Here is a 15,813-nt window from a genome sequence, read left to right on the forward strand (position 1 = left end):
GAACCGACGGTACTTGGCCTTATCCTGGAAATGCAAACTACGGCGAATTGAGCCTTCTGTCTTGCCTGAGAGCCTCAGCCTGAGCACCGTTCTCGCCTTACCCCCAGCGAAGACATGGGTGGAAACAAGTGCGGCAAGGTTCCTCGCCGCAAGGCCAACGTCTTTCAAATCAAAAGTCACCACCCTCTTCATATATCGAAAGTCCTGCTCCACCGGGAGTGCCACCGAATCACCATGCTTGACAATGTGATCGATGATCCTATCATCATGATAGACTATCGACGCCTCACGGTTGAACCAGTGGTCTATCGCAGAGAGGGCTTCTCTTTTCCAGTCACTGTCATCCCCGATGCCAATATACAGTGGCGGAATTGGTGGCAGTTGCTGCATCCATCCGTAGAAAGCCCCGCCGTCCTTTAAACTCGGGAAATCACACGGGACCGCAACTGCACCACCGTCTGCATCAATCACAGCATCTCTAATAATATTGGTCATTGTAAACTTGTGTGACTTCAGAAGGTACGACAGTACAAGAAGAAAAAGCCCCTCGACTCCGGATACTCTTGTCGGTCGGAATGCATTCAACTCAGCCAGCACGCGACTGAGGATGCACGGCACAAGCATCTCGAAGTCACTGAAACGTTCGGACATGGACGGGACATGCACAGTCCGAATACCTGTGGATTCATCCGGCAGCGATGGGCTGTAATTCGGGCCCGGAAATAAATCCACCTTTAAGAATGGTGGCTCAGGGTCGGGAACCCTCACATGCACTGTGTGTTTCACGCCTAACGCTGACAGAGTCTCCGACACGGGTGCAGTTGGTCCGACCTCGTGCACTATCGCCAGCGGAAACCCATAAGCGTATGCCTTCACAGTCGAATCGATGACGGGAGACATCGGGCCATCCTCCACGGAAAGCCAGAACATCCTTAGCAAACGTCTCAATTCCTCTGTATCAAACCTCTTTTTGTTTCCGGAATCGGAGTGACGCATCTCAATCTACGCTCCCCTAAGTTGATCCACCGTCAATGTACTTAAATGCACCATCTCACGCAAGCGGCCTGATGCATATTCCGAGCAATTCCGCTACTCGATTCCGAGCGAAGGTGCCATGTGATTCCGAGGGAAGGTGTCACTCCGTGACAGCCTGGCACATCGCCCCAGTCTTCTCTCGTGGTCATTTCACTCTGACTCGGCTGGTGATTTCCCTTTGCACTCAGACGCTTTTGAGGCCTCTAGTGAACCTGCATGTTCTCGTCAGGTCCGGCAGCTGTGAGGCAGACCAGCCCTTGTAACTCTTGAAGGAGCCTGGTGCACCACAGCTGAGGACTTGTTGAAAAAGCCGTCCCCGAACGCAACGACGGACATGACGGCTTTCATGTGCTCTCATTCTCCCGCCGTTAACCGTAATCCTATTAACATCAACAGCATGTCAGCAGGATGTGGCGAGAGGCCGCTCGATTAGGGCAAGAAATGACATCAATTCCGGTTCCCTCAGCGTCGTTTATGCCGCTAAGACGTCTTGACTTCTGTGGTTTTCAATCGTCCGGTCCCCTGTGCGATGGGGCATTCTCGTCAACCCAGTCTTCCTCTTCCCAGGAGATGCTCAGTTAGTCACGCTCCCAACATCTTCTCCGCATATCGCTCTTGCATCCGCTTGACGAATCCCAGGAGAATAGGCTTACCCTCGGTTGCTGTTCTGTCCACCAGACGAGAGCACGCTTTTAGGCCCCGCTGGACTCGGCGCGTTGTTGTGGTAGCGATCTGTCCGAAGCCTGCAAGTTCCAGCCCCGAGATCACCATGTCCCTGGCACTGGTGGCAATACTCCAAGGGGATATCAGTAGAGACGCCGTTGCGCTCAGGAACTCCGCAGCCTTGGACTTCTTCCGATCTCTAAGATATCGTGGTAACTCTTTCTCAATGGCCATTCCGTACTCATCATGAAGCTGCCGCTCGAATTCCTCCAGTTCCTCCATCAGCAGCACCAAGCGCTCCGGGTCGCGGATGGTCAGCCCAGTCTTTGTCTTCTCCTGAATTGCATTGTACTTATCCACGAATCTATCTTCGACGGCCAATGAATGAAGGTCCAGAACATCGTCTATCGACAGAGTATCCAAAACATCCAGCGGGAAATGGGTGTGCGTTGCAGCCTTGACCAAGTCTAGGAACACTTTGAAAAACACCTCTGTTTCGGACAAGTGTGTGCGACCGCCTGCCAGATCGGAGAGGCTGAAGTCCATCAGGTTCTCTTGTGGTAGAACCCCTTCCGAACGCACAGCCCTGGCACCGGTGAGATAGTACAAAAAGTCCGCATATTCACAGACAATGTTCCACAAGTTTTTATCACCCGTTTCCTTTGCGGATACATACACATCCTGACGGCTCAGCCTGGGGATGCTGTCGATTCGAGAAACGAGACTTGGAGGAATGATAGACCCCCTCTCGCGTAGGCAGGATCGAAGTAAGCTTTGTTCATCCGTCATGTCCGTAAGCAGGCGTTCCTTAAACCAGCCCGAAGTCTGATCGACCTCCCATTTCACTGCCATGGATACCTGCGAGTCTAGCATCTGTGCCATGTCTCGGCGCGCATCACCTTCGTACTGGGCCGATTCCTTCCCTTCAGCCAACTTTGATTCGAGGAAGCTTTCAAATCCGGTGAACTCCGAACGGAGAGCCGGCACAATCACCCGTGTGGAGAAAAGCTTGGGATGTAGGAACAACACCTCATGAGCCAACTCTGATTCGAGGAGATGCGAAGCAGCGATAACGACGTGCCCTTTGATGAGAGCAACAAGCTTGAGTTTACGCTCCATGTTGCGACGAATAGCTTCAACATCCGCTTCGGTCCAAGCAACCTGCGAATATGTCACTCGGTCGAATTCCGTGAAGTATGCTCGGCTCAACGTGATGGAATCAGGAGATACGAATTTCATCTGTGCTCCTTCAATGGAATGGCCAGGGCGCGGGCCATTTGTACTTCTACCATTCCTGCAATGAACCTCGCCTTCATTCGCCCGGCCCCCGGTGTGACGTGGCTTCCTCGTCGACCCAATTTTCTTCTTCCCAGGTCATGCCGCGACGACCGGGCACTTTGCGGGTCGCACCTGCCCGGTAAAGTGAGCAGCTTTTCGGCCCGTAGCAGAATGTCTCAAAATGATACCTCTTCTGCGATGGTTTCCACTGGTCAATGATCATCTCGACCGGCATCCCAATTGACACTTATGTCAATCTTCCACCGCCTTCAATATCCGTTCCACACACTCCTTGAGCGTATTCTCCACCTGATGTTCCCAAATCCGCAAGACTTTCCAGCCGAGCCCGCGTAGCCTACGAAAGTTTCGTTGGTCACGTTCCCTTGTTGCAGCAATCTTGACTCTCCATGTCTCTGCCAGTTTGTGCTCCCACAGGGGAAATCGCCAACCATGCCAGAAATCCCCGTCAATGAAGACCGCAACCTTTGCCTGATGGAAGACAATATCAGGCCGTCCAGGTAGGTCTTTCACGTGCTTGGAGAAAGACACCCCAGATTGATGGAGGCGGGCACAAATAACCCTCTCGGGACTGGTATTCTTTCCTTTGATTCGCGACATAAGTCTGCTGCGTTTTTCCGCTGACATGATATCACCGTGGTGACTTCCGGGAACGGGAGCATTGCCCGGTGCCCATGAGCGGTGACCGGCCTTGCGGCGAGATCGTCTCTTTCCATGAACCTCTTCTTTCACATTCACGTTTTCCTTGCGATCACGTACTCTGCTACCGTTGCTTAGGGAAAGATGACTCAAGCCAACGACTTACGTTATCACGGCTGGTAATACCTGCTCGCGCAAGTATATCGACTATATCTGCAGCTGTTATCACAATGACAGGATGCCCGTCTTCCTTCAGTTCGCGATAAGCTTGAGAGTTCAAGTATGAAGTCGTGACGATTACCCCGAATTGGCGATGTCTTAGCCGAGAGATCAAGCGCGACAACTCCCTGACACCGACCGAATTCGTTAGGTCATAGCATTTGGCTTCCAAGGCGAAATCTACAAAAATCGCCGAAGCACCGTGCCCGACGCGGTAACGGCCAATAGCGTCTCTTCCACCGTCGCGGCTTGGCCTCGTGAGGTTGAAAGAGAAGAAGTTCTTATCCATCAATTGGGTTATATTCGCAGCACACGCTTCGAAAGCGACCGGCGAATCACTGAAGTATTCGTGGATGTCGCGAAGTATCGCCAGTGACTGGTCAGTTTGGGGAATCTGTTCATTCTTGCTCCGGTGCTCAACAGAGCTCTCCGCCTTCAACGGCAGATAGACACCCTTCTGAATCCAATGCCGATACGGATCTGGGCAGTTCTCTGACAAGGGCTTGCCCATCTTGATGTCATTTAGCCAGTCGCGTGAGACGCAAGGTACATTCAGAATTGTAAGTGATGCTTTGTAGTTCTGAAACCGCTGTCCGTTAGCAATCTTCCAGATCGCAACGAGATCATCCATAGCTGTCAATTCCGATGCTCCTGGAACTGCTAACCCGAGGAAGACCATGTCGCGGAACGTACCAGCATTGGCGAAAACCAGTATGGGCGCTACTTGAGCACGCTGATGGGGAGTAGCATGAATCGCGTTAAACATACTTTTGACCAGCAGGTTTCCGTTACGGGGAGTCTCATGAAGCGCACGTCCAGGTCGTTTGTTGTCGCCATAGTATGTCAAAATGCCGGTCTCTCGATCCAGGTTGTCCGGCCAGTCTGGGTCATTGAAGCTTGACGTCAGTACGATCAGGCGCGGTGTATTGAGGTTGCCTAGGTAGCGAAATCCGCCCTGGTTGCCGACACCCTGAATCAGCTTCGGCATGGGATCTGCGTTCATCTTGCCAGATCGACCGCCCTCATAGATCGCATCTACAATAAGGTCAGCATCTGTAAGTTCCTTTATTGTAAAACGCCTTGCTGTACCCAATAAGCGCTCCTCTCCTTAGTCAATAGTTCCAGACAGCATTTCTTGAACGATTGAGCTGAAGAATCCCAACGAAGACTCATCTGGCTTGCCAATCAGCGCCGCACGGTCGAGGAAGCGATTCCCTTCCTCACAACTGGTTTCCGGCAGAAGGGCGCAAGCGTGACAGGCAGCGCGATTCAACGAATCGATACCCTGACCATGGCTTTCGATGCATAGCGGATCAGTTGAACACCAGAGGGCATCCTCGAGTGCGCCAAGCAGCAACAACTCGAACCGGCCCGGTTTCCCTTGTTCAACGAGACCACCCATTGTACCTTCACTGTCTCCTGCCGCCGTGTAGATCAGTACACCGTTCATTTCGCGCTTGTCACCTTCCCAGCAGTAAATGCGCTCCCGAAGTGATGCACTTCCATATCCGCATTCATAGCTCAGCCTGCGAATCAAAACATGGGCAAGCGTATGCAACAAGAAGAACTTGGAATGGATCTCCCGTGGCTTTCGGCCAAGCTTGGCGTAAATTCGCTTGTGGTTGGCAAAGATTTCTTCATAACGCCTCCTATCGGTCACGTCGAGCCATCCACTGATTCTGGCTTTCTTTAGTGTGAAGAAAATGCCTTCACCATAGACCCGGACACCGGGCAACCACGACTTCGATTCAAGGCTCAACTGTGACTTATCACCCTGGTCGAATTCCCGGTATGGTGGTGGGTTAATCCGTGAGAATCCAGTAAGCACTCTTGTCTCCGCCAGCTTCTCTACCAATACAATCTGGTCAATGTACTCACAGACTAGATCATCGTAATCGTCCATGTCAGGCTTTACAGTGACGAACTCCTGGTCAGAAGTACCGGTAGATTCTAACATAGCCCAGTATTCGGATAAACGGAATTCCTCTTCAGTCTGCGCACTGCTGCCCAATCCTACACCAGTTAGTTTCTGTGTCACAACCTCTTTTAGATGTTGAAAGTCCAGCTTTTTCATCTCTGCGAAGACTCGAAGCCGCATTTGGTCAGCTGATCCCCCCTCCTCGACACCAGTCGTCAACACACTCCAGTTGTGAGCGTCGTCCACGATCTTACGGATTGGGTCACTGAACGGAGGGATGAGAATGGAACTGGCGATCTTGGGAAAATAGAGGTTAGTTGCTCCTCGCTGGAGCATCCGTGGAAGGTTGGGAGAAGAGCATGTTTCTTTGCCATGTGGTCCCAACCAAGGTCGATTTCCCTCACATGCCAAGCCTTTGAGTGAATTTGGTCCTGCTGACCCCATCAATGACCGCGCCTTGGCATTACAGCTTTCACACTTAACTAACAATCCCATTAATCCCGCTTTGCCGGTATAGTTGAAACGTAGTAACGGGTTACTACATACATTAGCATCAACTAGTGACTGACCAGGTCTACTATGTGCCCAGAGAATCCAGGGAAAGTCGTCGATGTGTCCGTTCTCGCAGACTATAATGAAACGTAGCGGAACCATGCGCCATCTTCTTCGTTCTGGCAGCGTCGCACAGGGCGGAGCACCGGTACGCAGAGGTGGAAGTATGCTGTCGCAGCGTGGTGGGAAAGCGTCGTTCCAATTCGTACGTTTCATCGTACGACACCGTGGACAGAAGTGCCAGAGCGGGAACCTTACGAAGGGAAGGTATGCGCCCTGGTGGCCATCCTCCGGAGGGGGCGGAGGAGAGCGGAAGTATTCCACGTCAAGCCGCCTCGCCAGACGGTCATCGTGAATCTGGCACTCAGGCTGATTGGGCCAGACGTCCAAGCCAGCGGCCATAAGACTCTGACCGCGAAAGTCCACCAAGGCACCTATGCCGAATGGTGTGACTGCCTGGGATCTCCGTACTGATTTTCTTGCCATCGACTACTTTTCCTTGCTCAATCGTTCGCACGAGGATACGTAGAAACCACTCGTGCGAGGCACTCCACGTCGACATTCCGCATGGATGTTGGCGTCGGCCAGGATACATCCCATTCTATCCGAGGCTCCGTACCAGCTGGATACATCAAAGGCTGGTTTTCAGGTGGTCTTCCGAAGCCCCCCCAAGTGCCGGGTCTGAACTCATCCCATTGTTTCAATAGGGCACGCAGTTTATTCACAACTAGCTCTGAGTGTTCGGGATCGGCACGGTCGCAACGCGCGCGGATGTATTCAATTGCTTCATCAATTGTCCTCGCCGATGGATCAATCTTGTCAGGACTATCCACACAGGCCAGATGTCTCACTATTACTATCAACACTGCGTGGAGAGCCCGATCCAACGCCGGAATGGAGTACGGTGTAATACTTGTGGGCTCAACAAACCTGTAGAAGGAGGAGTGATATGCCCGGAAATGTTCGTAGTGTGACCGATCTCGGGGCTTCCCTGGATTATACATCGCTATGACCAAGCCTGGCGCCTCGTCAGACCGACCTACACGGCTGGTCGCCTGAATATATTCGGATGTCGTTTTCGGTTGACCAGCAACTACCATTAGACCGAGACGTGACACATCAACGCCAACAGAAATCATATTCGTCGCCAGCAGAGTGTCCAAGGGATACTGATCATCTTCGAATTTGTGTGGGAATCTCACTTCAAGTCTCTCAAGTATTCTCGGGATCTCGTCCGCTGTTCGGCGGCTTGTAAGTTCCTCGCTGAAAAGATGCCGGCGACACAGTTCCTTCGGAATGTGATCCCGGCTTGCAATTGCCCACATATACTCCGGTATGTCAGCCTCGACCAGAGTAGCAGCGTGACCCAATTCACGAAGGCTGTTGAAATACTGAATAACAGTCCAGAACGGGTCCCGACACGCTTCAGTTGCCCCGTCAGGAAGCGGAATTGATTTGCATGACTGGAACAAAGAGCTCAATGTGCGAATCATCGCGGTCACAAATGATGGCGCGGCGGACGCAAATACGCCTGTATAGATTCGACCAGGCGCTTCCGGATTCTCCACTGAGAAAAACGAGTCGGAAATATCTAATCCTTGTGGAGGGAATTGAAACGTATCCCGGTCATACAGAGCCTGACACTGTTGAGGGGCGCGGCGAATAGTGGCAGTCGATGCCACGATCTTTGGGCCTCGCCCAGTCCGTGAGCAGAGGAGGTCTATAGCACTCTCATATAGGCCGACGACTGAACCCAGCGGGCCAGAGATGAGATGCAGCTCATCCTGGACTATAAGATCAGGGGGATCGTACTCTGTGCCCTGGCCGAAAATACTGCCTGTATCACCCCACCAAGCCAGCATCGCAAACTTGTCTACCGTCCCGATTATGAGCGTGGGAGGTGATTCATAGATGTCTTCGTCAATGACCATAACTGGAAGCCGCATACGTCGCGTTGAGAAAGGACAGCGCGATTCCGGGCACTTGAAAATGACCGTCTTGGGATTCGGATGGGCTAGGTAGCCTAGATTATCTCGATTGTCGAGCTCTGTACCACACCAGGGACACTTCAACAATTGAAACGGGTTCTCTGCCTGTCTTTGCTTGTTCGCAAGGGCATTTACCGCCTTTATGGCATCGGCTCGACGGATTGGTGTCAGTGACTGTCCAACCCAAAGGCCGATGGTAATCGGCTCATCTCCCAGAGCGTAGAGGTCCTGACGGCGGATCAGTTCACATGCACAGATCATGGAACTTGCTCTCTGGAACTGCTGGGCCGTCAACAAGCGCAAGGTGTATCGCATCAGCACAGTGCAACCCGCATTGGCGGGTTTGATCAGCCGTCGAAGGAATATGTCGCACGCTGCCAAGCCCAGATATGCCTCTGTCTTACCCCCACCGGTGGGAAACCAAATCAAATCTACCAGCTTCCGGTCAGGATGGTCACTACCGTCTTCCTGTTTGGTGAGCGATGGGAGGTTCATCAAGATGAATGCAACCTGAAACGTACGCCATCGCCCTTCTTTATAATTCTTAGGCTCATAACTCGCCGGCAGGTCCTCCCATGTACCAGCAAGGGAACGCCTGTCCCGCCGAAAGTGGTATTGCTGCATGAGGATGGCTCGATTTGCCAGCATAAACGCAGTTAGCATCGTGCTGTTGGAGCGAAGCAGATCGATACCAGCTTTAATCCGGGAAGAGCACTGACGACAGAGGTCCAGATTGTTTCGGGCAGCGTCTTGAAGGCGATCTGACAATGCACCGACGTCTGCCTCACGAGCTTCGATCCACGCATTATACTCCCGGACAAGATTCTCAAGTGCCCGCGGGATTTCCTCACGCTCGACCTTACCTTCGGCGCCAGCAAGGAAGAACATGCTCAGCTCATCACCGTCTCCTTCTCGTGGCTGAACAGGCGCGACCTTGAATGCAGGTACAGTGGACGTTGTGATCCGTTTCGTTTTGCCGTCCAGTTCATTATCCCAGTTGGCAGCGCACCCGTGGCCAGCTGCAAATGCTGTACGATTGCGATAGAGAAGTTCCAGTGAGACATCCTCAGCATCTCTTGACGAGCGAGCAGAAGCGCAATATTCATGGAATACATACTCGTTGTTTGGTGCTGTCACGTCAAACTCCGTCTGGAAGTAGCAATCTGCACCAGACGGGAACCTGTCGCCTGTGGCTACTCTTGTGTTGAGTATCGAAACAGTGATGAGAAATGAACCGTTTCGGCGGCGATGATAGATGGTGCGCAATCGCAAGTGCCCCGTAAGGTCGAACGACTGCAGTCCATGATCCGTGTTTGGCGGTATCTGGAGCGTGACCGGCTTGATATCCAGCGCGAACCGATGCCATTCCCGCAGTTTTGAATCTGGGTCCGCTGGCTTCTTCGACCTGTACTCAGCCGCGCGTGCTCGAATAAGCAAGCCTTGGTTCGGCATCTCAGCAATAAACGTCAACCCAATTGCAGCCGGGAAGAATTCATTGGCAAGCCGGACTGTTTCGTCATAGACATAGCTGATCGCGTCGTCGCCCCTGCTTGGTTTGTCCAAGTCTGGCACCTCTTCATCGGCTACGATCGCCGGCTCGTCCTCCTCTGCCTCGGCTTGCTCGTCCGCTATTTCAGAATCTTCTATCTCGATTATTTGCTGGCTAGCTGGAAACAACACACCGGCAGAGTATCTCTGAACAGGAGACTCCTGCAGAATTTCATCCGGCTGCGCGATTGGGCTGACGGCCGCCTCAGATTCTCCAGTAGCCAATTGCCAAGGCGGTCCGACCAGTTCGCGGTGGAGGCAATATATCAACTGTTGTCTGAAGGCTTCTTCATGTGTCATGGCTTCTGGTTTCCCTTATTCGACGCTCGCTGGCTCTTCCTTGTGCTCTTCTATCTACTGCTGTAGCCGAGCCTCATATAGATATCGTCAAGCAAATCGCTAAGGAGCACGGGCAGAACAACCTGAGCTTGTATCATTCCAACATATATAATTGAGCTCCACCATTCAAGATCCAGGTTTTCGACGTCAGTCAGAATAATGACGTCATTTTCGAACCCTTTAGACGCTGAAATTGTACAGCTAGTAGCTGAAGCACAATTTCCACACTCAATCTCCAACACGTTATTCCGACCCACTGGGACAAACCGGGGCTCAAGGACAGAAGTAGCACAGCACCGGTCAGTGCCAAGAGGTGAGAGAACAGTGATACGATCAGGTAGTACTCCCTCACTGTAGAGACACTTTATTACGGCTTGAAGTCTGCTCACCTGTGCACCCGTGATGGCAACGAGCATGGATTTTTCGGTAACAATTCGTACCATAGGATGAACTGTTGCTGGGATCATACGTGCCACTGGTCGAATTCCTGCAAATGGTTGGCGATAGATATACGCACCTGGGTACTTGAGTCATCGATTTCAAGGACGCGCACTAATACGACATCGGATTCAATCTCGATAAGCTTCGATTGACAACCATCTTCTCTAAGAATTGTCACTGCTCGACGCAACACCTGACGCGCCAATCTGCGCGATGCTCGCTGGTGTGCACCGAAGACGACGTGAATAGCAGCAAGTACTGCTTCAAGCCTCTCGTTGAGTTGTCTGTCGCCAGTCAACTTGGCGATAATCCGAACATCGCGGTCGTACCGACGAGGGGCGATCATTTCGTCGTCCTCCATCCAGCCACGGATGGTCTGGTAGTGCAATGGACAACCTGCTTTCTGGAGAAGTCGCCATACTTCTTCTGAGTCGATATGCTGATGTTGTGCATAGTCTACCAGCGCGTTTCGCCAGAGTGTGGCCGTTTCTCGCTCGTTGTCATGCAGTTCTTCGTCTGCGGCCAAGCGGACCACATCGCAATTTGACCGACGATGAAATAGAACGGCATCGCCGACCTGCAGGTCCCTGACCGTCTTACGATTGATGTCTAGATCGCTATTCTCATCGTCCTCAATTACGGCATCAAGCAAATGCGTGACCACATTTGCTTTGAACGACTCCCGCAGAAATGCGTAGGCATCACCTTCAAAGAATACAAGGAATGCCCGGACTTCAGTTTCGGTTCCGTCGGATTTTGCAGCACTGTAGGCACGCTCGCGGTACGTCGCACGCACATATTGTTGTATAGCCTCTAACCCGTCTGTTCCGGTGTCCGCAGGCGTCCCCGCGGTATCAAACTGCGGGAGAAGCTGTTTAGTCCATCCTCTAAAGCCAGGAAAGACATCAGAGCGGCTCGTGACTCTGGCCCTATCCAGTCGGTGCTTATGCCGTTCATTACGGAAGAACTCATACCATCGGCGCTCGATATCATACAACACCAATATGATCGGCTCGGCCACAGGTGGAATTAAAAGAGCTGCCATTCGGTCTTTGCCGAACCATCCAGGAACGAGAGCTCCTCTCTTTGCCGAATCGTCTGTATCGTCGTGGTCAAGCATTACTCGAGTTCCGGTGCCCGCATAAGCTTGTCTAAGATCAGCATGATTTCGGACATCTGGACAGATGACCATCAGTTGTGGCCTTGAATACAACAATTCTTGCAGCGCCGTTGCCTTGGGATTCTTGCACTTTAGTACATCGAGAAAGCGCTTCAGCAGCCTGTGACATTCGCTCACTGTTTTTCTCTCAGTTTCAGACAAGAAGGGGGATACGTGTGGCAATGTGCTGAGCTTCGTCAAGTTCTGCTCAATGTCAGAGATCGAAGTGATATCGCTTTTCAGCAAAGTCGCAGAGCGCAACAACCTGAACCCGACGCCAAAGGCCAACGCGACAATTTCATTGAGCTCTGCTATAGATTCTTCTCCGCGCTGCCTCGCGACCGACTGCAGAATTCGGATCGATTCAAGGGCTTCATCAGCCTCTGGGCAGGAGAGGCATTCGACTACAGGAACGGTCGACGATAGGATCTGCAACCGGCTCTCGTAACGTGCGATTGTTCCATCATGGCCGGATGAGGTGACCTTTGGCCACAGTAGCGCTGAAAAATCGTCAGTGTTCCATTCCCAAACGGCTGATGACCCATCATTGGCAATAGACAGCTCACCTGCGTTTTTTTCTGATGTCACTATGAGTACCCGTGGAACCAGATGTTGCATTTCTCGCATACTGGCAGTTTTCTTTGAGTTGCGTCCTTCGGCATCAATAACCACAAGATCAATGGAGTCGCGGTTCTCTTCCGCGAAGACACAGGCGGCGTCCAGATCTGATACAAGTAGCAGCAACGGCTCCTGGTCACCAAAGCGAGTCGACCATGACTTGAGTGTGTTGTCGGTGAGATGGCCTGTTGGGACGACTTCTTTCAACGCATGACCATAAAGAATTAGTCGTCTAACGAGATCATGGGCAGACGCTACCGGTGTTACGACAAGCACTTTTCTGGAAACGGATGCAAGATGCGCGGTCTTGCTTGAATTGAATAGGTACTCCATGGCCGGCAAGACAGCGTTGCTCTTGTTCAAATCGTAGATTAGCTCCCCACGTGTAGACTTCGAGCAACCTGCCGGAATAAGTCTCCGCAAGTATGAGATGGGCCAGAAATGGGTGGACTTTGAGATATGACCGAGGTGACGACGATACTGAGTTAGCCCGAATCGCCGGCTGCCAGCCACATCTTTCACACCAGCGAACTCAGCAACAGCACAGTTATCCACAAGGACCTTCTGCCCGACAGAGAAAGTATCCTCTGTCACGTCGCGTTGTCCTGAACGTTGAATCAACCCAAGCGTCGCGATGAAACCAAGGAGCAATGGCGTGGGACCAGCAACGGGTACTATAAGAACTGTCGAACTACATTGGCTCTTACGTAACTCTTCGCATGAAAGCGCCGAGTTGATGATCATATACTCAGAAATGGGACGACTGCCGCTGCCATCATCAATTACTAGGGAATTCATAAATGGCAGGATACCCACCGTTGCGTCAAGCATATCGAGCCAAGGGTCGCGAGCCGGTTCAATCAGGTCTACGGCCATCTGAGCAACATAATTGTCGTCGAGGTAGCCGATAATCCCAAGTCGATCGTCGATGGCGTCTTCATCACATATCAGATAACTCAGAGCAGCGCGTGCGAAACATAGGTGATCTGGGCTCCGATCTGATCGTGAGACCACGGAGATGAGAAAGTCGATGTTCCTGGTCAGTCTCTGGAATAAGCCACACGCAGCAAGATTTGCCAGTCCATTACAAGCGATTCGGGACTGTTCGATCAGATCGTCGTCACTCAAGACGTGCTGCTCGGCAAACTCGAGAAACAAGTTTTCAGCGTGCCTCTGTTCATCCTGGGTCAATCGTGGAGGGTTATACGTTGATTGTTCGTCAAGACGGGTGCGGATTTCGTGGACCGCGTAACTGGACATAAAAGCTTCGTCCAGCAGTCCGAGCTCGCCGAGTTTCGATGCACGACGCTGATTCGCCAGTAAAACGTAGAGAAGACCGCCGCGGGCAATGTCTGCCACATCCTCGTCCGCGCTACGGGCAACAAGATATCGAGAGAGGACTGTAACATCTCGCACCAAGGAATGCTCAAAACCGCAACTTGGAACGAGTCCCTTCGCCCAGTCGCACGCAGCGGCGAGTAGTTCTTCGTCTTTGCCGGTCCATTCGGCTTTCAGAGCGTCGAAGGTCTGGAGCAAGAGTTCCCTATCCGCGTATGTCAGCTGATAACCCATTACAAAGCTCAACCCCTTGCTCTATCTATCAGTGCCTTCACAACAGCCCGCATTACGGGTGGACAGACAGCGTTGCCAATCAGCTTGATTCGCTCTCTTCTGGTCGATCTAGCCCAGACGTGGTGACCGGGAAATCCCATCGCGGCTGCAAGCTCGGGCGGCTGCAGCATTCGCATCTCGTATCCACTGCCGTTCGGTCTGACGAACGCAAACCTATCCAGCGTTGTAACGGTCCGCAGAGGACGGTCAAGCGCCTGAAATCCTCCAGCTCCGTCCGAGCCATAGTAGACCATGATAAATGGAACACCATCGCCGAGTTCTTCAACTGCCCGCTGAGCACGTTGAATCGTTGCCTTGGCCCGATTCGGGCTGATGACCGGAGAGAATGACCACGGTCCGTCGTTTGGTTCTCCACGCCCTAAGATACTGTTTACTGTCTTCTGCGTGCGCTGCCCGGGCGTTGGAAGTGATGGCATGTCTTCTAGGTCTCCGACAACAAACAGCCGCCTACGGGACTGGGGAGTGCAGTAGTATTGAGCGTCGAGAACACCGACACTGGTGTTGTAGCCGATGGCTCTGATCTTGCGATGCCACTCGTCAAAGCGATGCCAAAGCCGCATCTGCATTACATTTTCAACGACGAGCCAGCGCGGTCTAAGTACCTTAGCGAAGCGAATGACTTCAAATGCCGTGGCCCTGCTTTTTTCGCAACGAGGTCTATTCCCTTTGGCCACACTATGACTCGTGCACTCTGGTGATGCAAGAAGCAAGTCGATCTTTCCCACCTCACGGACAATACGGGCCGGAGATAACGAGCCAGCCTTCATCTGGTAAATGGTCGCATCTGAGAAATTCATCTGGTATGTATCCGTTGCCAGTTTCCACATGTCCAGTGCGGCTACAGGTGTCACTCCAGCTAACACAGCACCGCGCGAGCTGCCGCCTCCGCCACAGAACATATCAAACATTCGAATTGTCCTGCTATTCATAGGATCGTACTCGCGGATTCCTAATAGCTACCATACAACCACTTCGTGCATCACACCACTGTCTCGACTTTGTCGTAAGATCTTTGAGACAGCTTCAAGCACCCCTGTCTGATCATCTCAGCATCCAGAGAATCGTGGCAAACTGCAAGACTTCTTTCTGCTGAATCCGAGAAGTCATGAGTATCCGTTCCCCTCGTTCTTTCCTCTTCGTGACGGCTGAAGATACTTTATTTGCTTATGTGTCAGATAGTAAACATTTGCGATTCGATGAGCAAGTGATAATTCACAGGTGATACAGACATATGAGAAGAGATACTGCTACTAGTATCTCGTGTTTGGTGTGAAAAGAATCTCATTATCCCCAGCACCAAGGCGGCGACCATTAGCAGTCCTGATGTGCTGTCAGGGCGTCCCTTTTCTTTGACTGTAATTGTAATTGAGGCTACTCGCCTGCAACATATATACTTAACAGAAGTGTCATCTGTATCTGTGTGGTCAGCTAGATGACATAGAGGGACAGCAATGTCGCAAATCTGGAACCTCACAATATGCATGCTCTATCTTCTGCCCCAGGTGCCTGCTCGGCGGCGCTGATTGGATGCGGCCAGCCAGGCGTAGGTGAATGATAGGCTGAAATGATCCGCGCCGGTGCGGACATACTTGTATTTCTTGACTCCGGTCTCCTCGTTCTCCTCCAATATCTTCGCATCAGAGGCCATGTGCCGCGCAAACTCCTCGATGATCGGCTGATGACGCGGCAGAGTCAGTTTCGTCTCTCGAACAGCGGCTCTTGACGCATCCAGCGCCTCGGTGCGATTCATCTGGACAGTGAATGAC

At 52.1% G+C, this 15,813-nt stretch carries 10 protein-coding genes; all 10 read right to left on the bottom strand.

Annotated elements, in window-relative coordinates; all coding sequences use genetic code 11:
- Positions 1-900 (bottom strand): hypothetical protein (locus tag KKH67_04700; protein MBU1318479.1); only part of this gene is annotated, 900 nt, incomplete at its 3' end.
- Positions 901-1,617: 717 nt separating this feature from the next.
- On the bottom strand, positions 1,618-2,937 hold the full coding sequence (locus tag KKH67_04705) for a hypothetical protein (protein ID MBU1318480.1): 1,320 nt from the start codon (positions 2,935-2,937) through the stop codon (positions 1,618-1,620).
- Between the two features lie 73 nt (positions 2,938-3,010).
- The gene (locus KKH67_04710; GenBank protein MBU1318481.1) at positions 3,011-3,223 is read right to left on the bottom strand and encodes a hypothetical protein; all 213 of its coding nucleotides are present in this window, start codon (positions 3,221-3,223) and stop codon (positions 3,011-3,013) included.
- Positions 3,224-3,228: 5 nt separating this feature from the next.
- Positions 3,229-3,621 carry a very short patch repair endonuclease gene (locus KKH67_04715; protein MBU1318482.1) on the bottom strand — a complete coding sequence of 131 codons (393 nt, stop codon included), beginning with the start codon at positions 3,619-3,621 and terminating at the stop codon, positions 3,229-3,231.
- 136 nt (positions 3,622-3,757) lie between these two features.
- Positions 3,758-4,855 (bottom strand): restriction endonuclease, encoded by a 1,098-nt coding sequence (locus tag KKH67_04720; protein ID MBU1318483.1) that lies wholly within the window; start codon positions 4,853-4,855, stop codon positions 3,758-3,760.
- Between the two features lie 105 nt (positions 4,856-4,960).
- Entirely contained in the window at positions 4,961-6,808 is a 1,848-nt protein-coding gene (locus KKH67_04725) for a DUF1998 domain-containing protein (GenBank protein ID MBU1318484.1), read from the bottom strand.
- A 17-nt stretch (positions 6,809-6,825) separates the two neighbouring features.
- Positions 6,826-10,158, bottom strand: a complete 3,333-nt coding sequence (locus KKH67_04730; protein ID MBU1318485.1) for a helicase — start codon at positions 10,156-10,158, stop codon at positions 6,826-6,828.
- A 502-nt stretch (positions 10,159-10,660) separates the two neighbouring features.
- Entirely contained in the window at positions 10,661-13,987 is a 3,327-nt protein-coding gene (locus tag KKH67_04735; GenBank protein ID MBU1318486.1) for a DrmE family protein, read from the bottom strand.
- An 8-nt stretch (positions 13,988-13,995) separates the two neighbouring features.
- Positions 13,996-14,961, bottom strand: a complete 966-nt coding sequence (locus KKH67_04740) for a DNA cytosine methyltransferase (protein MBU1318487.1) — start codon at positions 14,959-14,961, stop codon at positions 13,996-13,998.
- A gap of 572 nt (positions 14,962-15,533) precedes the next feature.
- The coding region (locus KKH67_04745; protein ID MBU1318488.1) for a hypothetical protein at positions 15,534-15,813 on the bottom strand (280 nt) is incomplete at its 5' end.

The organism is Candidatus Zixiibacteriota bacterium (genome assembly GCA_018820315.1).
In the GTDB taxonomy this organism is placed as follows: domain Bacteria; phylum Zixibacteria; class MSB-5A5; order JAABVY01; family JAHJOQ01; genus JAHJOQ01.

Excerpts from the sequence above, each read along its gene's own strand:
- KKH67_04705 (MBU1318480.1), bottom strand. The coding sequence starts at position 2,937 with ATGAAATTCGTATCTCCTGATTCCATCACGTTGAGCCGAGCATACTTC.
- KKH67_04715 (MBU1318482.1), bottom strand. The coding sequence starts at position 3,621 with ATGTCAGCGGAAAAACGCAGCAGACTTATGTCGCGAATCAAAGGAAAG.
- KKH67_04720 (MBU1318483.1), bottom strand. The coding sequence starts at position 4,855 with ATGAACGCAGATCCCATGCCGAAGCTGATTCAGGGTGTCGGCAACCAG.
- KKH67_04725 (MBU1318484.1), bottom strand. The coding sequence starts at position 6,808 with ATGGCAAGAAAATCAGTACGGAGATCCCAGGCAGTCACACCATTCGGC.
- KKH67_04730 (MBU1318485.1), bottom strand. The coding sequence starts at position 10,158 with ATGACACATGAAGAAGCCTTCAGACAACAGTTGATATATTGCCTCCAC.
- KKH67_04735 (MBU1318486.1), bottom strand. The coding sequence starts at position 13,987 with ATGGGTTATCAGCTGACATACGCGGATAGGGAACTCTTGCTCCAGACC.